Source organism: Ochrobactrum chromiisoli (assembly GCF_026241335.1).
GTDB lineage: Bacteria > Pseudomonadota > Alphaproteobacteria > Rhizobiales > Rhizobiaceae > Brucella > Brucella chromiisoli.
In genome coordinates, this window is record NZ_JAPHAV010000015.1 from 1 (window position 1) to 24417 (window position 24417).

A 24417-nucleotide genomic window follows, 5' to 3' on the forward strand; every position below is an offset into this window, starting at 1 on the left:
CCGCCTCTTCGGCGGAAATAATATCATGACCCGAATAGTTCAAAAAATAGCGCGGGGTGGAGCAGCCCGGTAGCTCGTCAGGCTCATAACCTGAAGGCCGCAGGTTCAAATCCTGCCCCCGCAACCAACGATAACTGCACTTGCACCAAGCCCTTCTTAACGAAGGGCTTTTTTGCGTTTAAGCCTTCGCGCATCCTAACCATAAGAACGGCCAGAAGTGCCTCGGTCTTCCGGGACGGGACTTTAGCCGCGATGACCGGTCAGCCATCGCCGGGCGTCTGCCTTGCCTGAAGTGCTCGACCCAGCGCGACAAGATCTTGCGGGCAACGCCACGGCCATCTCCTCTCGACGCAAAGGCGTCAGTCGGACATTCTCGGGAATGTTCGTTCGAAGCGATCCTGGAAAATTGAGACTTGCTAACTCCAGCCTCTTAAATCCGCCCCGTATGGACAACCTTCCGAAAGCTCACAGCGCGAGCACGCAAATGTGCAATGGAGAATGAAGAAATCGTTCGGGCACCCAAAAGTGCTGGACTGCTTTGTTTACGTCTTCTGCCTGTCGTGGGGATAAGCCGCATCGTTCGAGAACTTTCGCATTGCCGATGGCGTCATCCTGAAACGCTGGCGGAATGCTCTGTTAAAGTATGAAAGGTCACCAAATCCAATCTCGTATGCGATGGTGCTTATTGGCCGGTCACTGGATCGTAGAACAATCATGCGCGCCATCTCCAGGCGGCGCGCAAGCACATAGCGTGAGAAGGTCGTCTTTTCTGCCTGAAAAAGCTTCTGTACCTGACGCGTGGTCACATTAAACTTCAAAGCAACGGCCCCGAGGTCAAAACGGGTGTCGGAGAGGTGGGTCTCAATGAAGGCCTTGATACGCGATAAATTTATCCCCGATTGGTTCTTTATATTTTCATTGCAAAAATATTCGAGCACAATAGGCAGTACCTGCCGGAAGTGGGTAACAATCATTTCAGCTTCACCGGGGGCGTGTGCTCCGCGCATAAGCAGATAAGCACCATGGGTCATGAGGAGCTTCAGCGGAGGATACGCCTTGGCGATGGGGCGCATGAGAAAATTTTCTATTGATTGTTTTGATACTGGGAAATACCCAGACGGCAATCTTCCGCAGTCGATGCGGCCCCCCTGTGGCAGTCGCCACTCGAATGGAGATGTCGCTGGAAGAAAAACAACTTCTCCAGGTTCAAGGCGCAAGGTCTGGTCATCCTGATCAATATGAAGCGGCCCTTCCATGCTTCGCAGCATCAGTATCTGATCGGGTGGCAATTCGCCTCTTCCTCTTACAGATATTTCGCGCCTTGGAAAGTAACACGTCATGATCCGCAGTTTTTTTACTGAACAATAGATTGCGCGAAACGCTTCAGGGACTGTGCCCTCTGTCGCTATCGAGACGCAGCCAGCAACTGCAGAAAGTGCCGATGCGCAACGCATAAGGCTTCCTTCGCTTTCCAGCTCCGCCACATCAAAGTATTGCGGAATAACCGTTTCGATCTGCTCAAACGGAATCATGATGCATCCTTGCAACATGGGCAAATGACCTCTGGTCAGTTCGTTCTGGTCCCATTCTTTTTCGTAAAAAACCAAGCCGAATGCCGAAGCTGCCTTATAAAGTTGACTATAACAATCTAGTTTAAACGATTTTTGCAGCAGCGGCCAGTGCTGTCTTTGCCGAGAGGATGCGGAATGACGAACGGAGAAAATTATGGTGCGTCAGATGCCGCTCGCCATATTTTTTGCCAAGGCGGCCAATGCATCCCCATAAGGATAAATCCGCTTGCAGTAAGCGCTATCTATCAGTTTTCATTTGCCATTCTGGATCGGGGAAAAATGAACAGGCGATTTATGACTTCTCTTCTTTGCGGCTGTGTCTTTAGTGGAGCAGCACTTGCACAGCAAACCGTCGATAGCGAAGTGGGGACAACACACCTCGATCAGATTGTCATTACTGCAGGTCGAAACGAAAGTTCAATTGCTGCCGTTGCGCAGTCTGTTCAGGTCATTGATCAGGAGCAGGTTGAAGAGGCGATGCGGATCTCGCCAAATGCCAGTGACCTCATCTCGCGTCTGGTTCCTGGCTTTGCCCCAAGTAATCAGACGATCTCCGGTGCTTCCGAAACATTTCGCGGGCGTAGTGTGCTGATCATGGTTGACGGCGTGCCTCGCAACACACCGCTGCGAGACTTGTCGCGCGTATTGTCGATGATTGATCTCAATTGGGTTGAACGGATCGAAGTGGTGAATGGCGCATCAAGCCTTTATGGCGCGGGTGCGACGGGCGGCACCATCAATTTCATCACCAAGCGTGGCACAAGTGACAAGCCCACAATCAGTGTGCGGACCGGACTCACAGGTTACACGGAGAATCTCGGAAAATCTGCTGCGCCGGAGACGAGCATTTCCATTGAGGGGCGTCATGACAAACTCGACTATTATTTTTCAGGAAGCGGTGATTGGAGCCGACGGACCTATGATGGACACGGCAATGAAATGGCATCCGATGCCATGCTGGGGCAGGGTGGTGGAGATCGCACCGTCAATGGTAATTTCTTTGGTGCCGTCGGTTATGAAAGCGGTCCGCGCCGCTTCGAAATAAGTCTTGACTGGACTTATGCCAAACAGAAGCCGCAATGGTTTACGGATTATACAACCGATCCCGTTTCGCCGCGCTTCGGTTCGGATTATACTGGTGAGCCTCTTCGTGAGGACTCCAAATATCTGACTGCGAAATATACCGATCAGGAATTTTTCCTTGGTAGTCTCGAAGTGAAGGCTTTCTATAACAAGATATTCAAACAGTCGCCCTTTACCGAGCTTTCAGCGGTCAACACCCAGGTCTATTATTCGGGCGATCCCCGCCAGCCAACGGCGTGGTTCAATCAGTCAAAATATGATTTTGACCGTTCCGGTGTGAACGTAACAATCTCCACGCCGATGGATTTCATAACTGATGGCGGCAAGTTGACCTGGGGCTTGGATTATACGTTCGACAAAGCAAAGCAGCGGCTTTTGAATGATGAAGATGCCATTGCGCCTATGTCGCAGAATGCCATCGGAGCATTCGCGCAGGCAGAAATTCCGGTGACTGAACGCTTCCGCCTTCAGGGCGGCGCGCGTTTCGATCAATTTTATCTTGATGTGGATGATTTTACTCGCCCAACAGCCGTTGCCTGGCCAGCACGATCTCTTGCCAATATCTATCCCGAAATCAGCGTGATCGGCGGTTCGTTCGATTATAATGCGTGGACCTTCAATGCCGGTGCCATATTTGACGTTACGGATGAGCTTCAGGCATTCGGCAATTTTTCGCAAGGCTATAGCCTCACGGATATCGGCGCTTTCACCCGACGCGCTGGCGTTAATTCATTGGCTGAAATCTGTGATGCCTATGGTTCCATAGCAGCGATCTATGGCTGCACGGGCGCGCCCGATTATACAATTAGCTATGCCGATATCGCGCCCAAGCCGCAACTGGTCAACACCTATGAACTTGGCCTGCGCGGTGATTGGGGTGATGTCCGCAGCAGCGTGAGCGGTTATCTTTCGACTTCCAAGGATGGTGTGAATTATGACATCGCGGCAAATCGCGTAAGCCAGCAAAAGGAACGCATCTGGGGCGTGGAAGCACGCGTGGACTACGATATCAACACGATGTTTACGATCGGTGGCCTGCTTGCCTATCAGGAAGGTAAATATGACGCCGATGGTGACGGCAATATAGGCTCCGGCGAATATCTGCCCAACAATCGCATTCCGACGACGTGGAAGGGGCTTGCCTATGTGAACACGTCCTTTGAAGGCGGCTACAAGGTACGCACCGAGCTAGAATACTTCTCCGGGCGTGACCGCGTTGAAAATCAGGAAATAGACGATGCCGCATTGGTCAATATGGCATTCTCGAAAACCTTCGAGAATGGCAGCGAGGCCAGTCTCGCAGTGCGTAATGTCTTCGACACCTATTATATCAATCCAACCGCAACGGCCACCCGCAATGCACCAGTCGCGGGGCTGGGGCGTAGCGTCTTCCTGTCTTATAAGGTTACCTTCTGAAGGACGCGAGCGATGAGAATGGTTGCCCGCACCAACGAGCATTTCCTGTTTGAACGCAAACGCGAAATCATTTTCACGCCTTGTTTTGCTCAATATGTCCGAACTGGACAGACGGATGGGGTGTCATTCAGAGCGCTTGGGGAGAGGTGCCGATGGTGACACCTTCTCCAGTGTCGCCTGCCTATTCCAGAACGCGGCTCTTCTGTGTTCTGGTAGGGCTCTATCTGGCGCAAGGTATTCCAACATATCTGTTTGCAGCGGCCCTGCCGCCGATATTACGCGAGCAGAATGTCTCTCGCACCATGATCGGCATGTTTTCCATTCTGCTTTTGCCATTGGTGCTCAAATTCACATGGGCGCCGCTGATCGATCGCTTCCGGCCATGGGCACGGTCACATCGATCCGGCTGGGTTATTCTGACACAAAGCGCGATCATCGCTGCGATCCTGTGTCTTACCTTGGTGGGGTCCGCTAATGTGCCGGGCATTTTCGTGGTCGGCTTCATTGTTTCGCTGCTGCTTGCCACACAGGATATTGCGACCGACGGATACGCTGCCAAATATCTTGATGAACAGGACAGGCCTTTCGGCAACGCCATCCAGGGCGGAGCCGTCGCATTCGGCGTGCTGATCGGCGGAACGCTGGGGCTGGTGCTTTATCGTCATGCAGGCTGGACGACGATGCTCTGTGTGATCGCGTTTCTGTCATGTATTCCACTCATCGCCGCCTTTTCCATGCGAGAAGAGGATCCGCTGCATATACATGATGGAAAAGCCATAAGGCGTCCGTCCATCATGCATTTCCTGTCACGGCCCGAAGCGCGGCAGATTTTATGGATTGCACTCATCTACCGGGCCAGCGAAGGGCTGATGAAAGCAATGGAAGGCCCTTATCTTGTGGATTCGGGCGTGCAACTTGATAGCATCGGCTATCTGTCGGGAACGGCTGCTGCCACAGCCGGTATTGCGGGATCGGCCATTGCTGCTGTCCTTCTCAGACGATGGGGAGCGGGCCCTGTGCTTGGACTGCTCGGTGGGCTGAGAACAATCTGTTTCCTCCTCTTCGCCCTGCATGCCCTCGGAACTTTTGGCGGAATCTGGCCACTTTATGGCGCATCGGCGTTCCAGACCATCATCCGGTACATGGAGATCGTGGCCCTTTACAGTCTGTTTATGAGCATCACTTCGCCTGATCAGCCGGGTACGGATTTCACTATCCTCGCCTGCGCACAGATTGTTGTTTATCTGGCGGGTTCCATGCTGTCAGGCATGATCGCTGACCATTTGGGATACGGGGTTCTCTTCGCACTCGCCGCAGTGCTGTCAGCACTGGCCGTGATAGCAACGATCACGATACTGAAGGTGTTGCCAGAAACAGGCACGTCCCCCGTTCAGGATCAAAGATCATGATCGTGTGTTTGCGCCAGCCGTCAAGCATTGCCCGTCTTCATGAGGGCGGCGAGAAGCGCGGCGATCACAGCCAGGATCGCGCAGGCCGCGAGCGGGGCCTCAGTCGAAATCGTGAACAGATAGCCGCCCGCAATCGCGCCCGCCCCCTGACCGAGTACGTGCGCGCTGGCAAGCCATCCAGCCGCGGCACCTTGCTCGCTCTGTTGCATACGGCTCGTAAGCCAGGCCAGATAATTGGGCGTAGCAATTGCCGTGCCGATGCCGCTGATGACCAGTCCAGCCAAATTGATAGATGCGGCGCGGGTGACAGCCACCAGCATGACACCAGATACCAGAAGGGCCGCGCCGATCAGGACAGTGGTTCTATTGGCAAGGCGCAGGCGTGGAATGAGCACGATCTGGGTCGCAATCATAGCGAATGCGACGATAATCAGAGTAAGACCGGTGGCAGCCGTTGCCTGTGCCGGGCTGATGGCAAAGCGCAATTGCAGCCAAGGTCCAAGCACCATCTGGATGTTGCCGAAAGCCATGGTAATCAAAAATCCGAGTGCGAGGAAGGGGATGAGGCGCCCGTCGAATGGAGAAAGATAAATCCGTCCTGTGAAAGGCTGACCAGCTTCGGCCGTCCTGTCCTTTGCCCCACGCACCAGCAACAGGCTGAGCGGGCTGATGACAAGCAGAGCGAGCGGCAGAATGGGCAGTATATTGGCCGTCACTGCGGCAGCAGAACCGAGAATGCGGCCGATGCTGAGACCGGCGCTCAGCCGGGCAAGGCCGCCGCTGCGCTGATTTTGCGGGAGCAGGCCCGAAATCCAGCCCTGCGCAATCGGCATGACGCCAGCCGACGCAATCCCGTAAATGACCCGCGAAACCACGAGCAGGCCGAGGGCGAACGCATAAGGCAGCGGGCCGGCGACCATCAAGATCAAAAAGATGATCTGGGCGGCCAGCAGGCCCAGAGCCAACCCGGAAAGTGCACGACGGGCACCAATCCAAGTCCCAAGCATAGCACAGAAAGGCGCGCTGATCACGAAGACAAGCGCACTCAGCCCGGCCGTGAAACCGATCTCCCCGGTCTGAAGTCCCGTTGTGGTCGCGATCAGCGGGACAAGCGCAATGAATGCCGTTTGATTGAATCCAATGGTCGAAATGGCGACGGAAAGACGAGAGGAAAGCTTAAGAGCATCTGTTTCGACATTCATAGAGTTCACCGTATGTTTAAATTCGGCATATCGGTAGCAACATAATTTCAATCTGTAAATAGAAGTCAAAATTAAACTTCGGAGAATGAGTATGTATGCTGAGATACAAGAAGATAAATTTGCGATATATGAAAATATGTTTCTTAATTCTATTTTAAGAGAATGGACTGAGTGGGAAATAGACGAAGGAAAACCATCGTCGTCCACACGACATGCAAAGAAAATCTTGCGCCTTAAACTCGCTGCCTCCGCACTTGAAGTGCATGTGCCTCTGATGTCGTGGTCGGCGGCGGGGTATCATCGCTTTGGCACTCCGATGTGGAAGGCTGACGGAGATCGGCTTGAGCCTGTCAGTTTGCCGGAACTCGCCGCAAGGCTGCTCAAGGAAGACGTGATAGGCGGATCTGTTTCGCAGGAAGCCAAGCTGCTGTTCCAGCACAGATTGCTCGACAGCATGCGCGCGATCCTTGCGCTTTTGCGCGAGACTGGAGATGAACGGCCTTTTGCCAAAGCGGATGTCAATTTCATTGGGGCGGAAAAAGCTTTACGCTTCGGTCATGCGGTGCATCCTTTTCCGCGCAGTCGTGACGAGTTCACCCATGAGGACAGCCTCCGCTTCGGTCCAGAATACGGCAACAGCTTTTCTCTGCGATGGTGGGCGGTTGCACCGGAACTGATAGCCCATGGCGCAGTTGAAGGATTTGACGTTACCAGTGCGATTGCCGCCATGATCGCGCCCGACAGCCTGCTGGCCAAAAAGGTTGCGGGCCGCTCCGTTATTCCCCTGCATCCATGGCAGGCGGCGCGTCTCATGCTGCGCCCAGATATCCAGCAGTTGCAGCGGCATGGCAGGATCGTTGATCTTGGCATTGGTGGGCCGGACTGGCGCGCGACAACGTCGCTGCGCGCGGTCCATTCGCCGCAAAGCGCGTGGATGCTCAAGTTTTCTCTCAGTCTACGGCTCACCAATTCGCGCCGTATTGTGGAACCCGGCGAATGCCAGCCCGGCATGAATGTCCAGCGCTTGTTGACGGGCGCGGTTGGTGAAGCATTGCGAAAACGCTTTCCACGTTTTCACATTATGGGCGAGCCAGGTTGGATTGCGCTGCGTTTGCCGGATGGGGCCATCGATACCGAAACGATTGCGGTGTTCAGGGAAAACCCGTTTCAATCGAATAATGAGCCGCAGGCCGCAGTGCTTGCGGCCCTTTGCGAGCGCCATCCGAATGGAGAGGGCAGTCATGTCGGTGATCTGATCCACCGGATCGCGCAGAGGGAGGGCGCGCAGACATCGGCTGTTGCCAAGCGCTGGTTCGCGCAGTTTCTGGATGTGGCGATTACCCCCTTCATGATTGCGCAAGGTGATTACGGCCTCCTCTTCGGCGCGCATCAGCAAAATCTCGTGGTTGGTTTGCATAATGGCTGGCCCTATGCGCTCTTTTTCCGCGATTGTCAGGGGACAGGTTATGTCCGCTCGTTTCTGCCCGCTCTGCGCGAGCATCTGCCGGAAGCGGGCGGTGCGACCGATCATGTATTTGGTGCAGACGAGGCAGCGCAATTGGTCGGCTATTATCTATTCATCAACGGCGTTTTCGCGCTCATAGCGGCGTTGAGCGATGTGCAGGATGTTGATGAGGCTGAACTTTTCACAAGCCTACGCCAGTTACTCCAGCGGCTTCGTGACACGTCGATCCGCGACGCAACGGCGCTCGAATACCTCCTTGATAGTCCGACGCTGCTCGCCAAGGGCAATTTCATGATCTCGGCTGGAAACGTCAACGAAAACACGGATATGACCGATCCCCTTGCCTCCTACATCCGCTTTGCTAACCCCCTCGCGACACGGTGACGCCATGAATATTCAAATCCAGAAGACCGATTATGAACGTCCCACGCCGTCCACGTTCATAGGCAGCGAACTGTCTTGGCATTATTGCGCGGCCAATACTGAACGGCTGGCTGCAAGGCTGGACAAGGACGGGCGTCTGCTGCTGTTCGGTGAAGCCGGTGCGTTTCGCGCTGAAGCACAGCTGGATTTCCAACAGCAGACATTGAAGCTTGGCGCTATCAGGCTTGATCCGCTGCATAATGATGCAACGACACTGCTCGCGGCACTTCTTGATGCCGTTTTCCAGCGCTTTCCCGATGTTCCGACCATTCTTGTGCCATTGGCCGATGTGCTTGCGCCGGTCAGCGCGCTCGCCTTGCGCGAAAGTGATGGGCTGGCCGTGATTGAGCGCCATGTCTTACGGCAATTACCGTTACTGTGGCGCAAGCAGGCTGTCTACACGTCCTATCCCGCTCTTCGTTCGTCACTTGGGCCGGCTGAACGACTACCCCTGCTTCGCCCTCCGCGTCCATCCGGAGTCTTTTACGAACGCTGGATACCGGAGCTGAACAAGACCGTTTCACTGCGTCCGATTGATCGCCGCACCGATCTCGACATGTTCTATGCCTGGATGAATCAGGGCCGTGTGTCCTTTTTCTGGGAGCTTGCGCAAAGCAGGGAAGCTCTTGAGACCTATCTGTGCGAGCAGGAAAGCGATGCGCATATTTTTGGTGTCATCGCAAGCTTCGATCATGAACCGGCTGGCTATTTCGAGTTCTACTGGGCGCGGGAAGATCGCCTGGGGCCGCATTATGAAAGCGAGGACTTCGACCGCGGCTGGCACGGGTTGATCGGGAATCCACGTCATCTGGGTCGTCCCAAGACGCTGGCGCTGTTTCGCTCCGTGACCCATTATCTCTTCCTCGATGAGCCGAGAACACGGCGCATTGTCGGAGAACCACGGGCATCGCACCAGAAGATGTTAAGCTACTGCGCGGATGTCGCCTATGACAAAGTTAAGGAGTTCGACTTCCCACACAAACGCGCTGCGCTTGTGTGTTGCGAGCGTGAGCGCTTTTTCAGGGAGGTGCCGCTATGAACTGCGTGGCTTCTGTTGGCCCACTCCCTGGGCGTAAAGAAATGGATGCAACGATATGGGCATCGGTGAACCGGACGGCTATCGCCAAGACCATTTCGGAATTATCCTATGAGGAGGGCTTTTCTCCGCAGGTTATGGACCGGGACGAGACGGTCTGGCAACTGCCGCTTGGCGATGGCGTTGCCTATCGCTTCAACGCGCAGCGCCGTATCTGGGGGCAGCTGCATATAGACGCGGCAAGCATCGTTCGTGTGACCCCGCAGAGCGTGCGCGCCGCCGATGATGCCGTTGGCTTCTTCGTCGATGCGCGCGCGGTTTTGAACATTTCTCCGCCTACCTTCTGCACCTATGCAAAGGAACTTTATAATACGCTGATGGCTGATGCTCACATCGCGGCGAGCCGGTCCGAGTATAATGCGGACGATTTGGCAAGCCTGCCCGACACCAGACTGCAAGCGCTCCTTGACGGTCATCCTAAGGCCCCCGCCAACAAGGGACGGCTGGGATGGGGATTGCAGGACAGCGAGGCCTATGCGCCGGAGTTTCAAACGCCGATCCGGCTTTTCTGGCTCGCGGCTGCACGCAGTCATTGCCAGTTTGCGCTGGCCGGCGGCCTTACGGAAGACGATCTGCTCGCCGAAAGCCTGAATAGCTCCGAGCGTGACGCATTGCTTTCAAGAATGCGCGATGCAGGCATCGGCCTTGACACCCATATGCTGTTACCGGTGCATCCGTGGCAGTGGCAGGCGATGATCGTCAGCCAGTATGCCGGCGAGATTGCCGCCGGGCGGCTCGTTCCGCTTGGTGCCTTCGGTGACACCTATATCGCGCAGCAATCCGTGCGCACCCTTGCCAACGAAAAACATGTATCGGCAAATCACCTCAAATTGTCGCTCACTATTCTCAACACGTCCGCATGGCGTGGAGTGCCCGGCAAATATATGAGTATCGGGCCAACTCTGTCGCGCTGGCTCGCCGCCACCGCGAAGAGCGATCCGATGCTGCGAAATGTCCGGATTCTTCAGGAAGTGGCAGGCGCCTTTTATCCGCATCCGCATTTTTCAGCGGTCAAGGATGCTCCCTACCAGTTTTGCGAGATGCTGGGTGCGATCTGGCGCGAGAGCCCCGAAAAACATCTGCCTGAGGGCTGGCGTCCTATGATGATGGGGGCCCTGGCACAGGGCGGCAGCGATGGATGCCCGGTTGTCAGCGCCCTGATCGCGCGTTCCGGCTTGTCGCATGAGCAATGGCTAGAACGGCTTTTCGATGCGGTCGCCATTCCTCTCTATCATTTCCTTTGTCGCTATGGTGTCGGCTTCATCGCCCATGGCCAGAACATCACGCTTCTTCTTGATGGCGATGTGCCAGCAGGCGTTGCCATCAAGGATTTTCAGGGCGACACGGATCTGCTCGATCAGGAATGGGCGGAACTGATGACGATGCCCGATGCGGTGAAATCCACGCTGAAACGGCGACCTGCCATTCATCTTCAGCAGCATTTGCAGACTGGACATTTTGCAAGCGTGTTGCGGTTTGTGTCCGAGGCGCTGTTGGCGCAGGACGGCTATGGCGAATTGTCCTTCTATAGTGTCCTCGCTGCACGGTTGAGGCATTACCAGAAAGCGCATCCGGAACTCAGCGAGCGGTTCGCGCTCTTCGACCTGTTTTCCCCGAAAATGCCACGCATTGCCATCAATCGCGTTCGTTTTGCAATCGGTTACGGTGATGCCAATGAACGGCCCGTCCCAGCCCTTGGTACCGAACTGGACAATCCTCTTTATCTGGCGGAAACCGCGTCTTTTTCCTCCCGAAGGGCGCAAACCAAAATCAATGAAGGAGTTTCATTATGACACATTCCATTCTTGATCTATGCGGAATTGGTGTCGGCCCTTTCAATCTTAGCCTGGCGGCCCAGCTGGATTCGGTTGATGGTATCGATGTGGAGTTTTTTGATCGCAAACCTTCCTTCGACTGGCATCCTGGTATGATGTTGCCTGGTGCTGAACTACAGACGTCGTTTATGAAGGATTTGGTGACAGCCACCAATCCGACGAGCCCGTGGAGTTTTGTAGCCTATCTAGTCGCCCATAAACGCTTTTATGAATTTCTCAACGCCGATTACAGCGCCATTCCCCGCAAGGAATTCGCGCGTTACCTCTCATGGGTGGCGGGAAGTATCCAAACGCTGAATTTTGATCGCAGCATTCGCGAGGTCACGTTCGATGGCAATCATTTCCGGGTGTCTCTCGATCATGATGTGCGCATGGCGCGCAATCTGTCTCTTGGCGTGGGTCTTAAGCCCTATGTGCCGGAATGGGCCAGAGCCGTGATGGGCGAGCGTGCATTTCATTCCAGCGAAGCCGTACAAAAAATGGATCAATTGCAAGGCAAGAGAATTGTCGTTATCGGCGGCGGGCAAAGCGGAGCGGAAATCTTCCAACATCTTATGGAAAACCGAAAATCCGATAATGAGATAAGCTGGATTTCCAGACGCCCGAATTTTCAGCCACTGGATGATTCTTCTTTCACCGATGAGCACTTCACGCCGCAATATGTGGCGCAATTCCACAGCCTTACGGAGCCGCGGCGCCATGCAATCGTGGAGCATCAAAAGCTCGCGAGCGATGGTATTTCCGCTTCAACCATTAAAGCGATTTATCAGCGCCTTTATGAACAGCGCCATCTGGAAAACCATGCGGTTCGAACGGTTTTGCTTCCTTATCGTGAGGTTCTTGACCTTAGCCATGACAGGAACAGCCTGTCTATCGTGATGCGTAACGGGCTTGACGGTAGCATCGAGATGCTGGGTGCGGATCATCTGATTTTCGCCACCGGCTACAAGTTTGCATTGCCTGACTGCCTTTCCTCAATCGAACATATGCTGTCGACGGCAGGCGGCAAACCCTATCGGGTTGGCGCTGACTTTGCTCTCGACTGGGATGGTCCGGCAGATCGGCGGATTTTCGTGCTCAACGCCGGCAGGCTCAACCATGGTATTGCCGAGCCACAATTGAGTTTGATGGCGTGGAGAAGTGCTGTTATCACCAATGCGCTTCTCAACCGAGCGCATTTCGATCTCGATTATCCCGCGAGCGCTATATGCTGGACGCATAATAGTATCACTTCAAATGAGGGCATTGCCCTGACCTCTGGTTAGTAAACCGAGTTAGGAGCGGACGGCATCCTATCAGAGCTTTTCCAAGATTTGCCATATGGGGCTCAGGTAGGTTCTGTTACACAAACTGAGCCTCAGACGGAGTGGTAGAGACACTGACGCTTTACGCCGCGGTACGCAATAGGCCGCGGCGGTCGTCAGCCAGAAGCGGTCCCGGCCGTTTATCGTGCGACTGTAATGATCACAAGTTAAGATTGAATCCTGTCCCCGCAGCCCAAAATACTAACACGCTTGTGAGATCACCTCCGGGAGGTATCCTGGCAAATGTTTTGAACAAGGGGCAATGGACCCCGAACTTGGTATCAATCTCGTTGATCTCGGTATGATTTATATGATCGTGGCATACCGAAATGGGGCGGTGTCGGTTAAAACGGCGACCACTACACCTGGCTGTCCAGCGGCAGGCCTTTTGACGATGGCAGTATAATCCTGCGTCGAAAACATGGCTGGTATCAAACATGCAGATGTTGAGCTGACCTATGATCCAGTATGCACTCCCGAGATGGCAATTCCTGAAGCACGCGCTAAGTTTGCCGTGCCTGATTTCTGAAATCCCACCATCATGTCACTATGATAATACGGTTGCGACAGGGACCGCTTTTTCGCTTTCGGATTTAAAGCGGCCCATTAAAGTCGGTCAAAAATAAAACTTTTCGTAAAGTTACGCCATTCCGCTGACACAGTATCTGTATTCGCATTCATTGCTTGTGCTGGAACAAATAACGCTCGGAGAATTAAATTTAGTCATTTAAGTTATTGATTATTATTATTTCTTTTTCCAAGATTATGTACGGTCTTTTGTTTGTGCGCAATGAACGTCTGTGAGGCGTCTCCTATAAACGAGGGGACAGAGCGGAAAAACGCTCGGTCCTATCGGAAGGAGAGAAACGATGGTCGACCAGATGCAAATTAGTCGTCGTTCAATATTGGCAGGGGCAGCCCTCGCAGGGGCGCTGGCGCCAGTTCTGGCGACAGGTTCGGCTTGGGCTACAGGAACCATGAGAAAGGCCACCGCTGCGGAAATTGCGGCATTGCCACGCGAAAAGGTAGAGTTGGTTGATCCCCCTCTCGTTCATGCACACACGCAGGTTGCAAAGGGTGGCCCGAAAGTGGTCGAATTCACGATGGTGATCGAGGAGAAGAAGATCGTCATTGATGATGATGGTACGGAAGTGCATGCGATGGCATTCAACGGCACGGTGCCCGGACCACTTTTGGTCGTGCATCAGGATGACTATGTTGAACTGACGCTGATCAATCCCGAAACCAACACATTGATGCATAATATTGATTTCCACGCAGCGACCGGCGCATTAGGCGGCGGCGGTCTTACCGAAATCAATCCGGGAGAGAAGACGATCCTGCGCTTCAAGGCGACAAAGCCTGGTGTCTTTGTTTACCACTGTGCACCTCCCGGAATGGTTCCTTGGCATGTGGTATCGGGCATGAACGGCGCGATTATGGTACTCCCGCGCGATGGCCTCCATGACGGCAAGGGCAATGCTCTGACATATGACAAAGTCTACTACGTCGGTGAGCAGGACTTTTATGTGCCACGTGATGAGAACGGCACCTACAAGAAATATGACGCTCCTGGCGACTCTTATGAAGACGTCACCAAAGTCATGCGTACACTGACCCCAACCCATGTCGTGTTCAATGGCGGTGTCGGTGCACTGACTGGCGACAAGGCTATGACAGCCAAGGTGGGCGAAAAAGTCTTGATCGTTCATTCGCAGGCCAACCGTGACACGCGTCCGCATCTCATCGGTGGACACGGTGATTATGTCTGGGCGACCGGCAAATTCAATACTCCACCCGCGGTTGATCAGGAAACGTGGTTTATTCCGGGTGGTGCAGCGGCAGCTGCCTTCTATACATTCCAGCAGCCGGGCATCTATGCCTATGTGAACCACAACCTGATTGAGGCTTTTGAATTGGGTGCAGCCGCTCACTTCAAGGTGACGGGTGAATGGAACGACGATTTGATGACGTCGGTACTGGCACCTTCGGGTATGTAATCTAGCGATCTGCCCATTGGTTCGGGGGAATAGCGAGTGCTGGAGGCTCCCCCGAACTGTTGATTATCATGAGGGTGGTGCAAACATTATGAACCAAAGTGCGAAGAAAAAGCTGCGTGATTTTGGCGTTGCAATTCCCGCTGTCCTGCTTGCTGTTGCGGCAGGGCTTTTTGTGGTCGATGCAGTGGGCCAGATTGACACGAAAAAGATACAGGCTGAGATTATTCGCCCACAAATGATCACGGTCACACCGCGAAGCATGACCTATCGAGCGGTCGGTGATTTTCAGAAGAACAATTATCCCACTGATGCCCCACTGACGACACGCCGGCTTGGCCAGCTCTTTGAAATCATGAAATATCAGGTCACCATTGCCGATTACGCTTTGTGCGTGCGTGAGAGTGTATGTCTTGCAGCTGATACACAATCGCAGCGAACCGATGATTCACCATCTGCAAATCCGGCGACGCATCCTGTGGTTGGTATCAGTTATGATGATGCAAGAACCTATGCGCGGTGGTTGTCGAAAAAGACTGGAGAAGTCTGGCATCTGCCCACTGATGAGCAATGGGCTTTTGCTGCCGGTTCGCGGTTCTCTGATGACGCATTGGGCAGTGATGAGGGGAGCGATAATCCAGCATTGCGTTGGTTGCGTGATTATGAAAAGCAAAGTGCACGCAAGCAGGGTCGGAATCCCGCTATTCGCCCGATAGGTAGTTTTGGCGAAAATGAATTCGGTGTTGCCGATATCGGTGGCAATATCTGGGAATGGACCACCACCTGCCATCGTCGGGTCAATCTGGATGCTTACGGCAAGATAGCCAGCGAGAATGAAGTCTGTGGTGTGTATGTGGTCAATGGTAAACACCGCGCAGCAATGAGTTCGTTTATTCGTAATCCGAAATCTGGTGGATGCAGCGTGGGCGTGCCACCTGATAATCTCGGATTTCGACTTGTCCGGGACGGGCGTTGGTTCGCACCTGTGCTCGAATTGATCAATGGCTTTTCGGCATAATCTTATTTGATTAAATGCCTCAATATTATACCCCTAATAAAATGTCTTTTTTGCTGTAATATGCTAAACAGCAAATGGGGATTTAGAGTAGGGGTATCTTAATGGCCACGATCGACCGCGGTCTTGTCAGGAAGTTGTCATTATTCGCCAAAATGGGCGATAATGAGCTTGATAAGCTTGTCTCCTATGCTTCGTCTCGACATATCGCGCAAAGTGAATCCATTTTTGAACAAGGCGATGATGCCGTAACGTTCTATTTGCTGCTTTACGGTCGGCTGAAGGTTAATCAGGTTACGTCTGATGGCCAGCAGATCATCGTTCGCATGGTGCACCCGGGAGACTTGTTCGGCTTTGCCAAGGCTTTGCAGCGTCATGACTATCCGGGCACTGCCGTGGCTGTAACGGACAGTTTTGTTCTTGGTTGGCCCGCGGAATTGTGGGACTATTTTGTTGAGCAAAATCCCGGGCTTGCCATGAATGCTATTCAAACCATTGGCAAGCGGCTTGAAGAAGCGCACACTCGTATCCGGGAAATGTCGACGGAAGAAGTTGAGCGCCGTGTTGCACATGTTGTGCTTCGACTTGCGCAGAAGGCTGGCAAGAAAGAAGAAAACGGCATTCGTATTGATTTTCCGATTACGCGACAGGAAATTGCGGAAATGACGGGGACCACACTTCATACGGTGTCGCGTATTCTCAGCGGATGGGAATCCAAAGGCCTTGTTCTTGGCGGTCGTCAGAAGCTGACTGTCACCAATACGCAGGGCATAAGAAGGCTTGCAGAAGGTAGTGTTTGAGACGTTCTGTTGCGCACATTAGTTTAGCACGGAACATGGCTTACTTTTGGGCGAAATGGTATCGTCAGGTTGTTTGGATTTGGTCCTTTTTATTGTTTGCCTGTTTAAGTCAGGACGTCACTTGCGCGGTGTAAAGTGTCCAGAGCCAGAATTCTGGCGGCGTATCGTCATGACGACTGCATTCAGATGCCACTTGTCATGCGGCCTTGGGCGGTGCTTTCGAAGGCGATTGGCACAATGGCGGCCAAAGCAATTGATCCTAAGGCGGACTGTTTCCCGGCTGGCAATCATACCGCGATCGGCAAGCAGATCTTCCACATCGGCTGTGCTCAGCGCAAGCCGGTGATAGGCCCATACTACATCAGCAGCAATTTCACGCGGAAATTAAAAACCCTTCAACCGAGGGAAAAGAACGCGGCACTTGCACGCCCCGCAACCAAAATATCAAAAACCCGCTGCTGCAACGGCGGGTTTTGGCGTTTAAGCCATTTCCTGTTTTGATTGGATCATTGAGAACGCGCCTAACTCTCAAATTTTACGATAGATGCGGCCACCCGCTTCTTTCCTGCCGGTGTCCTCGACGCCTTCGAATTCCCCGTTGCGCACGCGATCAAGAAACTCCCGGCCGAGTTTCACCTTTGTACCGACATATAGATCATTCCACCCTTCACCGTAGATCTCAAAGAAATGGAACTCGCCGCGATCAAGCACTGTAATCGCTTTTCTGAGTGCATCCAATCGTTGTTCAAGCATGACAGGCTCTTTCGACCGTGTTTTCAGGGAATGAGCACAGCGGCGCCTTCGAAACGGCCAGCGCGCAGATCATTGAGCGCCTTATTCGCTTCGCGCAATGGATAGGTGGTGACGTTGGTGACGATGCCTGCTTTCGGGACAATCCCGAGGAAATCGATGCCGTCCTGCCGCGTGAGATTGGCGACCGAGACAACCTGCCGTTCTTCCCACAACAGAGAATAGGGAAAGCTTGGTATATCGCTCATGTGAATGCCAGCGCAGACGACACGGCCTCCCTTTCGCACATTCTTCAGCGCCGCCGGAACGAGGCTGCCAACGGGAGCGAATATGATCGCGGCATCCAGAGGCTCCGGTGGACTGTCTTCGGATGAGCCAGCCCATACGGCCCCGAGATTTCTGGCGAAATCCTGCGTGGCGGTGTCGCCCGCTTTGGTGAAGGCATAAACACGGCGTCCCTGCCAGCGCGCGACCTGTGCGATGATGTGAGCGGCGGCGCCGAAGCCGTATAAGCCCAGCGTTTTCGCATTGCCGGCCAAGACGAGCGAGCGCCAGCCAATCAGACCTGCGCAAAGCAGTGGCGCGAGCGAGGCATCCTCACCCTCCTCGCCCAGCGAAAAGGCGAAGCGCGCATCGGCCACGACTGCGGTCGCATAACCGCCGTCACGTGTGTAGCCGGTGAACTGCGGTGCATCGCAGAGGTTTTCCCGTTCAGTACGGCAATATGGGCACACGCCACAGGTGTGCCCAAGCCAAGGTATGCCGACTCGCTCGCCGATCGTGAGCCCTGTTACACCTTCACCGAGCGCATCAACCCGCCCGACGATCTCATGGCCCGGAATGATGGGGATATGTGGATCGGGCAGTTCTCCATCCACGACATGCAGGTCCGTGCGGCAGACGCCGCAGGCTGAAACCTTCACGCGGATCTCACCCGGGCCGGGCTTCCTATCTGGAAGCTCGGTCCAGACGAGTGGCGTGCCGATAGCATTCAGGACCATTGCATGCATGGCAACCTCCGCGCGTTATATCAACGATAAACGATACCACCATCGGTCAGGATCGCCTGGCCGGTGATGTAGTCGGAATCGTTGCTGGCCAGGAAGCTGACGAGAGCCGCGACGTCTTCGGGCGTCTGCGCCCGACCGAGCGCAATGCCTTCTACATATTTCTTGTAGGTCTCGCCCTTTGGCGCGCCGGTGAGTTCGGAAAAACGCTCATCAATCTCAACCCACATGTCGGTGCCGACAATGCCGGGGCAATAGGCGTTTACGGTGATGCCAGCGCTGGCATATTCCTTGGCTGCCGCCTGTGTCAGGGCGCGCACCGCGAATTTGGTCGCCGAATAAACGCCGAGCATGGCAAAGCCGTCATGGCCAGCGATGGAAGAGGCGTTGATGATCTTGCCCTTCTGCTTGCGCGCCTTGAACTTGGCTGCTGCCGCCTGAATCCCCCAGAGCACGCCCTCAATGTTGATCTTGAAGATGCGCTCTACCTCTTCCGGCAGAACATCTGCGATAGGGTTGACCTGGGCGATGCCGGCATTGTTCACCATGACGTCGAAGCCGCCGAGTTGCTTTTCGGCATCGTCGATCGCAGCGTAGACGTCATCTCGCTTGCTGACATCGGCAGAAAAGGTGCTTGCCCTGCGACCGAGCGCTTCCACTTCCTTCTTTACTGCTTCCAGCTTGTCGGCCTTCAGATCGACAAGCGCGATGTCAGCGCCGTCCTTGGCCAGTCTAAGCGCGATGCCGCGGCCTATACCCTGTGCTGCGCCGGTGACGAGAATTTTTTTGCTGTCCAGTGACATGGTGCTTCTCCTTGAATTGACGTTTGACACGGCAGTCTGAATGGATGGACTGCCGTGTCGGCAGATCGGGCTTAGAAGTGTGCGTCGATATCGACGACATCAATCAGCTTGTGGTTCACGAACTCCTTCAGGCCGAGACCCAGCAATTCGCGGCCATAGCCCGAACGGCGGATGCCGCCGAATGGAAGGTCAGCTTCCACTTTGGTCGGGTGATTGACGAACACCATGCCGGTTGAAATCCGTTTTGCCACTTCCGCGCCCCGCTTGGGGTCTGAGGTGAAGACAGAACCGCCCAGTCCGAAGGGTGAATCATTGGCGATGCGGACGGCATCTTCCTCGTCCTTCGCGCGAAACAGCATGGAAACCGGGCCGAAGAACTCCCAGTAGCGCGCCGGATTGCCTTCATGGACATCGGTGAGAATGGTTGGCTGTACAAAGGCACCATGATTGGGCACTGCCGGGCCGACTTCTTCGGCCTTCGCACCCAGCTCGACCGCCTTGCGAATTTGTTCTTTTAAATCGTCTGCCGCCTTTTGCGAGGACAGCGGTGCGAGTGTGGTTTTTGGGTCGAACGGGTCGCCGGTGACAAGCTTCGCAACACCCTTGCGATAGCCATCCAGAAAAGTGTCATAGACCTCGTCAACGATGATCATGCGCTTGGAAGAAACGCAGACCTGCCCTCCGTTCCAGTGGCGGCCGAACACCGCCCAGTCGATCGTTTTGGGCATGTCGGCATCGGCCAGAACGACAAAGGCGTCGGCACCGCCCAATTCCATTGTCGATTTCTTGAGCGCCTTGCCGGCCTCGGCGGCGACCACGGAGCCAGCGCCTTCTGACCCCGTCAACGCCACGCCGTGAACGCGCGGATCGTTGATGATCTTGTTGATCTGATCGCGTGTTGCATAGAGGTTCTTGAAAGCGCCTTCCGGCAGGCCTGCGTCCATCATCAGCTTTTCGAAGGCTGCCGCACTTTGCGGGACGTTTGACGCATGTTTGAGGATGAGCGTGTTGCCAGCCGAGAGCTGCGGCGCAAGAATGCGCGCAATCTGGTAATAGGGGAAGTTCCACGGCTCAATGGCCAGCAGGACGCCCAGTGGCTCATGCACCAGTATTGCATCGCCTTCTGCGGGATCAAGCACCGGCAGCTTTTCGGGCTTCAACAGTTCTTCGGCGTGACGAACGTAATATTCGAAGATTTTGGCCGACAGTTCAACTTCCGCCTTCGCTTCGGAGATGAGCTTGCCCATTTCCAGCGTCAGTAATTTTGCAAAGGCATCGCTGTCGCGCCGCAAAATGTCGGCAGCTTTCTGGAGAATGCGCCCACGCTCCGCAAATGGCGTGTCACGCCACTTTAGGAAGGCTGCATCCGCCTTGTCGAGGGCCGTATTGACCTCCGCATCGGTCGCGTCGGGAAACGTTGCAACGGTTTCTCCAGTGTAGGGATTTATGGTTGCATATGCCATTGCCATTCTCCATTGTGAGTGAGGGTGTTGCGTTCTTTTAAGAGATCAGGCGCCAAGATCCTTCACCGCCTGAACCATTTGCGTCAGCACGGCCTGCGCATCGCCGTAGACCATGCTGCAATTCTCGTTGAAAAAGAGGACATTCTCCACGCCCGAGTAGCCCTTTCCCTGGCCACGCTTGACGACGTAGACCTGATGAGCCTTGTCGGCATCAAGGATGGGCATACCGTAAATCGGCGAGGACTTATCAGTACGGGCTGCGGGGTTGACCACATCGTTGGCACCAATAACCAGCGCGACATCGGTGTTGGCAAACTCGGTGTTGATGTCCTCCATGTCGAAGATGATATCGTAGGGCACACCGGCTTCAGCGAGCAGCACATTCATGTGCCCGGGCATACGGCCTGCGACTGGATGGATCGCAAACTTCACGTCGACACCTGCCGCCTGAAGCAGCTTGACGAACTCGTAGAGTTTTTGCTGCGCCTGAGCGACGGCAAGTCCGTAGCCGGGGATGATGATGACGCTGGAGGCATAGCGCATGGCGATGGCGGCATCGCTGGCATCAGTGCTTTTCATTTCGCCGTGGGTTTCGGCATTGCCCTGAACTGCGGCATCGCCGAAATTCGAGAACAGCACATTGGTCAGCGAGCGGTTCATCGCTTTGGCCATCAACACGGTCAACAATGTGCCGGCTGAGCCGACCACCATGCCCGCGATCATCAGCGATGGATTTTGCAGCGCGTAGCCCTCAAGCCCCACGGCAAGACCCGTGAAAGCATTGTAAAGCGAGATTACCACCGGCATGTCGGCCCCGCCGATCGGCAGCGTCATCATGATGCCGAATGCCAGTGCGCCCAGGAAGAACAGCACCGCCAGCAGGGGTAAATACGACGTGTTGAAGAACACCACGAGGGCAATACCGAGCAGGAGAGTGGCCAGAAACAGCGCGCCGTTGACAAGGCGCTGCCCGCCAAAACGCCAGGGCTTGTTGATCTTGCCGTCGAGTTTTGCCCAGGCGATCACTGATCCCGTCAGCGATATCGAGCCGATCAGCGCGCCAGCAGCGGTCACAGACAGGATCACCGGTGCCGGCGCTCCGTGCCGCGACAGTTCGACCGCAGCGACTGCGGCTGCTGCGCCGCCGCCCATGCCATTGTAGAGCGCGACCATCTGCGGCATGGCTGTCATCTCGACCTTACGTCCACGCAGGTAAGCCCAGCCGCCACCCAGACACAGAGCTATAACGGCGAGGATCAGATTGACCCCGCGGTGCGGTGCGACCTCGGGCGAGATTTCAAAGATTGTCAGGAAACTGGCTGCGACTGCCACCACCATGCCGATGCCAGCTACAACGATGCCAGAGAGCGCTGTCACCGGTGAGGACATCCGCTTGAGGCCGAAAATGAACAAGCCAGCGGCGGCCAATCCGCTCAGCCCTAGGATGTGCTGAATAAGCATGTCAGTTTTTCCCGCTTCCACTGGACTTGAACATGGCGAGCATACGGTCGGTCACAATATAGCCGCCAGCGGCATTGGCCGCACCGAGCGCGACGCCGAGAAAGCCGACGACTTGGGCGAAAGGCGTGGTCGCATTGAGCAGCGCATGGAGTGCACCGACGACAACGATGCCGTGGATGAAGTTCGAACCCGACATCAGCGGGGTATGCAGGATTGAGGGGACACGGCTGATGACTTCGTAGCCGGTGAACGCCGCCAGCATAAAAATATAGAGTGCAATCAGCCAGGTCATTGATGTGTCGATGGTCATTTCGCAGTCTCCGCGCTGGGTGAAGCCACACCGTTTGTCCCCTGTTGCAGCGTGGCATCGCGGATATTTCCGTCATGGATCACAACGGCACCGGCGATGACCTCGTCTTCAAAATCAAGCGAGATAGCCCCGTCTTTCACAAGCAACGTAACGAGATTGAGGATATTCTTGGCGTAAAGTTCGCTGGCATGCTGGGCGAGCGCCGAAGGCACATTAAGCGGCCCCAGAATTGTCACCGGCCCCACGTTGATCGTCTGGCCGGGCTGCGTGCCTTCACAGTTACCGCCGCTTTCAGCGCCGAGATCGACGATCACAGCACCCGGCTTCATCGCCGCAATCTGGTCTGCCGCGATCAGGATCGGCGCGCGCCGACCGGGTACCGCTGCCGTCGTGATGATCATGTCAGCCTCGGCGATGTGACGTGACACGACCTGGCGCACCTGCATTTTTTCGTCCGCTGTCAATTCGCGCGCATAGCCGCCTTCACCACGGGCATCAATGCCGGTATCAACGAATTTCGCACCCAGCGACTGCGCCTGTTCGGCGGTCTCGGGACGGACATCATAACCTTCGGTGATGGCACCGAGCCGGTGTGCGGTCGCCAGCGCCGAAAGCCCAGCCACGCCCAGCCCCATGACCAGAACTTTTGCTGCGCGCAGTGAGCCTACGGCGGTCGTCATCATCGGCAGGATGCGCGGCATGTGCACCGCGCCCAGTAGCGGTGCATAATAACCCGCGAGCGCAGCCTGAGTAGACAGTGCGTCCATTGATTGCGCCCGGCTGATGCGCGGGATGCGTTCCATCGCGAAGGCTGTGATCTTGCCTTCGCGCAAGGCTGTGACAAGGTCCGGATTTTCGGCTGCGTAGAGGAAAGAGACGAGCAGGGCGCCCGGTTTCATGGCTTTTGCCACTTCGACCGTGGGCGGCTGGACAGCCAGCACGATATCGGCATTTGCCACGAGAGCTTGAGCGCTATCCGCGAAGGTCACATCCTGATAGGTTGTGTCCGCGAAGGTCGCGTTATGGCCTGCGCCGCATTCCAATGTTACCGCTGCGCCCAGTCGTGCGAGCCGCGTGGCGACTATCGGCACCGTGGCAACGCGTTTTTCTCCGGGCTTTGTTTCTCTGAGCACTGCTATCTGGATCGCCATTGCCTGCCCCGCTATCGTTTCGCTCAGCCTTCCAGTATGAACTGCAAGCGAAAGATAGACCGTTTTAATGGCCAAGTACATTGATTAAAATCAATGGCAATTCAGATAGCGTTTGATATTAGTATTTACTGAATATTCTTTTTGTTACAGCGAGGTCGCACACCATAACACCGACACCCAGAAAAAAGAGACTGAGCCGACAGGAGGCCCAGATGCAGACGCGGGAGCGGCTCATCGAATCCGCAACACAGCTTTTTATCAAATCTGGTTTTGCGGGGACTTCACTGCGGGATATTGCTGAGGAGGCGGGTTATTCACAAGGTGCCTTCTATTCGAATTTCCCCTGCAAAGAGGCGGTGCTCCTTGAGATTCTGAAAAGGCATACCGCATTTGAAGACGAGGAGCTTGAAGCCATCGTCGGAAACGAAGATCACAGTATCGAGCAAGTTCTTGATGCGCTGGAACTCTGGTGCGAGAAATTTGAAAAAGACCGCAACTGGTCGATCCTGGCAATCGAACTTCAACTTCATGCATTGAGAAGCCCGACATTTGCGGCAAGCTATGCTCACTTCTGGCTGGAGCATGAGAAGCGTATCGCCGAACTGATCAGGCGCACGTTCAAACGCGCCGGCAAAGTTGCGCCAGCGCATTGCGCGCAATTGGCTGCCGGTTTTATGGCTTTGGCGAACGGGCTGGCCGTGCAGGAAAGCATGGAACGTCCGCCGCTCATTGCAGCGACAATCACATTATTTTTGCGTAGCTTTATCGATGCCGCCGAACGGGAGACACATGTGGTGCCTCCCCGATAACCGTGCTTTGCCTTTCACCGCAAGGATACAGGCCAGACGTCACCCAA

The 24417-nt window shown here is 54.9% G+C and carries 19 protein-coding genes, 1 tRNA gene and 3 pseudogenes; 12 read left to right on the plus strand and 11 right to left on the minus strand.

Features of this window, described 5'->3' with window-relative positions; genetic code table 11:
• Window positions 1-50: 50 nt before the first annotated feature.
• Window positions 51-127: transfer RNA gene (locus tag OPR82_RS19045), tRNA-Met, on the plus strand.
• A 105-nt stretch (window positions 128-232) separates the two neighbouring features.
• Here OPR82_RS19045 and OPR82_RS22825 read toward each other — a convergent pair.
• Together OPR82_RS22825 and OPR82_RS19050 are read right to left on the minus strand one after the other, a co-directional pair.
• Window positions 233-339, minus strand: a pseudogene (locus OPR82_RS22825) (IS481 family transposase); the annotation flags it as partial.
• A 203-nt stretch (window positions 340-542) separates the two neighbouring features.
• The gene (locus OPR82_RS19050) at window positions 543-1607 is read right to left on the minus strand and encodes a helix-turn-helix transcriptional regulator (RefSeq protein WP_265986470.1); all 1065 of its coding nucleotides are present in this window, start codon (window positions 1605-1607) and stop codon (window positions 543-545) included.
• A 258-nt stretch (window positions 1608-1865) separates the two neighbouring features.
• On the opposite strand from OPR82_RS19050, the gene OPR82_RS19055 reads away from it, so the two are divergent.
• Window positions 1866-4070, plus strand: coding sequence for a TonB-dependent receptor (locus OPR82_RS19055; protein ID WP_265986471.1), 2205 nt, complete (start codon window positions 1866-1868; stop codon window positions 4068-4070).
• Between the two features lie 152 nt (window positions 4071-4222).
• A complete protein-coding gene (locus OPR82_RS19060) occupies window positions 4223-5479 on the plus strand; it encodes an MFS transporter (protein ID WP_265986472.1) in 1257 nt (418 codons plus the stop codon).
• A gap of 20 nt (window positions 5480-5499) precedes the next feature.
• Here OPR82_RS19060 and OPR82_RS19065 read toward each other — a convergent pair whose 3' ends face one another.
• Complete coding sequence (locus OPR82_RS19065) at window positions 5500-6681, minus strand: MFS transporter (RefSeq protein ID WP_265986473.1); 1182 nt, start codon at window positions 6679-6681, stop codon at window positions 5500-5502.
• A 226-nt stretch (window positions 6682-6907) separates the two neighbouring features.
• On the opposite strand from OPR82_RS19065, the gene OPR82_RS19070 reads away from it, so the two are divergent.
• From OPR82_RS19070 to OPR82_RS19105, 8 genes and pseudogenes are all read left to right on the plus strand, one after another.
• On the plus strand, window positions 6908-8530 hold the full coding sequence (locus tag OPR82_RS19070; protein ID WP_265986474.1) for an IucA/IucC family protein: 1623 nt from the start codon (window positions 6908-6910) through the stop codon (window positions 8528-8530).
• Window positions 8531-8534: 4 nt separating this feature from the next.
• Window positions 8535-9608: a GNAT family N-acetyltransferase gene (locus OPR82_RS19075; RefSeq protein ID WP_265986475.1), complete on the plus strand. Its 1074-nt coding sequence runs from the start codon at window positions 8535-8537 to the stop codon at window positions 9606-9608.
• The gene (locus OPR82_RS19080) at window positions 9605-11458 is read left to right on the plus strand and encodes an IucA/IucC family protein (RefSeq protein ID WP_265986476.1); all 1854 of its coding nucleotides are present in this window, start codon (window positions 9605-9607) and stop codon (window positions 11456-11458) included. Before OPR82_RS19075 ends, OPR82_RS19080 begins: the two co-directional genes overlap by 4 nt.
• Window positions 11455-12765 carry a lysine N(6)-hydroxylase/L-ornithine N(5)-oxygenase family protein gene (locus OPR82_RS19085; RefSeq protein ID WP_265986477.1) on the plus strand — a complete coding sequence of 437 codons (1311 nt, stop codon included), beginning with the start codon at window positions 11455-11457 and terminating at the stop codon, window positions 12763-12765. The genes OPR82_RS19080 and OPR82_RS19085 overlap by 4 nt, the downstream gene beginning before the upstream one ends.
• Window positions 12766-13066: 301 nt before the next feature.
• A pseudogene (locus OPR82_RS22830) lies at window positions 13067-13333 on the plus strand (metal-sulfur cluster assembly factor).
• Between the two features lie 340 nt (window positions 13334-13673).
• Entirely contained in the window at window positions 13674-14804 is a 1131-nt protein-coding gene (gene nirK / locus OPR82_RS19095; RefSeq protein ID WP_265986479.1) for a copper-containing nitrite reductase, read from the plus strand.
• A gap of 88 nt (window positions 14805-14892) precedes the next feature.
• Complete coding sequence (locus tag OPR82_RS19100; protein WP_265986480.1) at window positions 14893-15819, plus strand: formylglycine-generating enzyme family protein; 927 nt, start codon at window positions 14893-14895, stop codon at window positions 15817-15819.
• A 101-nt stretch (window positions 15820-15920) separates the two neighbouring features.
• Window positions 15921-16616 (plus strand): Crp/Fnr family transcriptional regulator, encoded by a 696-nt coding sequence (locus OPR82_RS19105; protein ID WP_265986481.1) that lies wholly within the window; start codon window positions 15921-15923, stop codon window positions 16614-16616.
• Window positions 16617-16755: 139 nt separating this feature from the next.
• On the opposite strand, the pseudogene OPR82_RS19110 reads toward OPR82_RS19105, so the two are convergent.
• The 8 genes and pseudogenes from OPR82_RS19110 to OPR82_RS19145 form a co-directional block, all read right to left on the minus strand.
• Window positions 16756-16988 (minus strand): annotated as a pseudogene (locus OPR82_RS19110) (IS6 family transposase); the annotation flags it as partial.
• A gap of 156 nt (window positions 16989-17144) precedes the next feature.
• Complete coding sequence (locus OPR82_RS19115; RefSeq protein ID WP_265986482.1) at window positions 17145-17369, minus strand: DUF1413 domain-containing protein; 225 nt, start codon at window positions 17367-17369, stop codon at window positions 17145-17147.
• 23 nt (window positions 17370-17392) lie between these two features.
• Entirely contained in the window at window positions 17393-18376 is a 984-nt protein-coding gene (locus OPR82_RS19120) for a zinc-dependent alcohol dehydrogenase family protein (RefSeq protein ID WP_265986483.1), read from the minus strand.
• A 20-nt stretch (window positions 18377-18396) separates the two neighbouring features.
• Window positions 18397-19176: an acetoin reductase gene (locus OPR82_RS19125; RefSeq protein ID WP_265986484.1), complete on the minus strand. Its 780-nt coding sequence runs from the start codon at window positions 19174-19176 to the stop codon at window positions 18397-18399.
• 71 nt (window positions 19177-19247) lie between these two features.
• The gene (locus OPR82_RS19130; protein WP_265986485.1) at window positions 19248-20639 is read right to left on the minus strand and encodes an NAD-dependent succinate-semialdehyde dehydrogenase; all 1392 of its coding nucleotides are present in this window, start codon (window positions 20637-20639) and stop codon (window positions 19248-19250) included.
• 45 nt (window positions 20640-20684) lie between these two features.
• Window positions 20685-22100 carry an NAD(P)(+) transhydrogenase (Re/Si-specific) subunit beta gene (locus OPR82_RS19135; protein ID WP_265986486.1) on the minus strand — a complete coding sequence of 472 codons (1416 nt, stop codon included), beginning with the start codon at window positions 22098-22100 and terminating at the stop codon, window positions 20685-20687.
• Between the two features lies 1 nt (window position 22101).
• On the minus strand, window positions 22102-22410 hold the full coding sequence (locus OPR82_RS19140; RefSeq protein WP_265986487.1) for an NAD(P) transhydrogenase subunit alpha: 309 nt from the start codon (window positions 22408-22410) through the stop codon (window positions 22102-22104).
• Complete coding sequence (locus tag OPR82_RS19145; RefSeq protein WP_265986488.1) at window positions 22407-23642, minus strand: NAD(P) transhydrogenase subunit alpha; 1236 nt, start codon at window positions 23640-23642, stop codon at window positions 22407-22409. The genes OPR82_RS19140 and OPR82_RS19145 overlap by 4 nt, the downstream gene beginning before the upstream one ends.
• A gap of 131 nt (window positions 23643-23773) precedes the next feature.
• On the opposite strand from OPR82_RS19145, the gene OPR82_RS19150 reads away from it, so the two are divergent.
• Window positions 23774-24370, plus strand: coding sequence for a TetR/AcrR family transcriptional regulator (locus tag OPR82_RS19150; RefSeq protein ID WP_265986489.1), 597 nt, complete (start codon window positions 23774-23776; stop codon window positions 24368-24370).
• Window positions 24371-24417 lie beyond the last annotated feature (47 nt).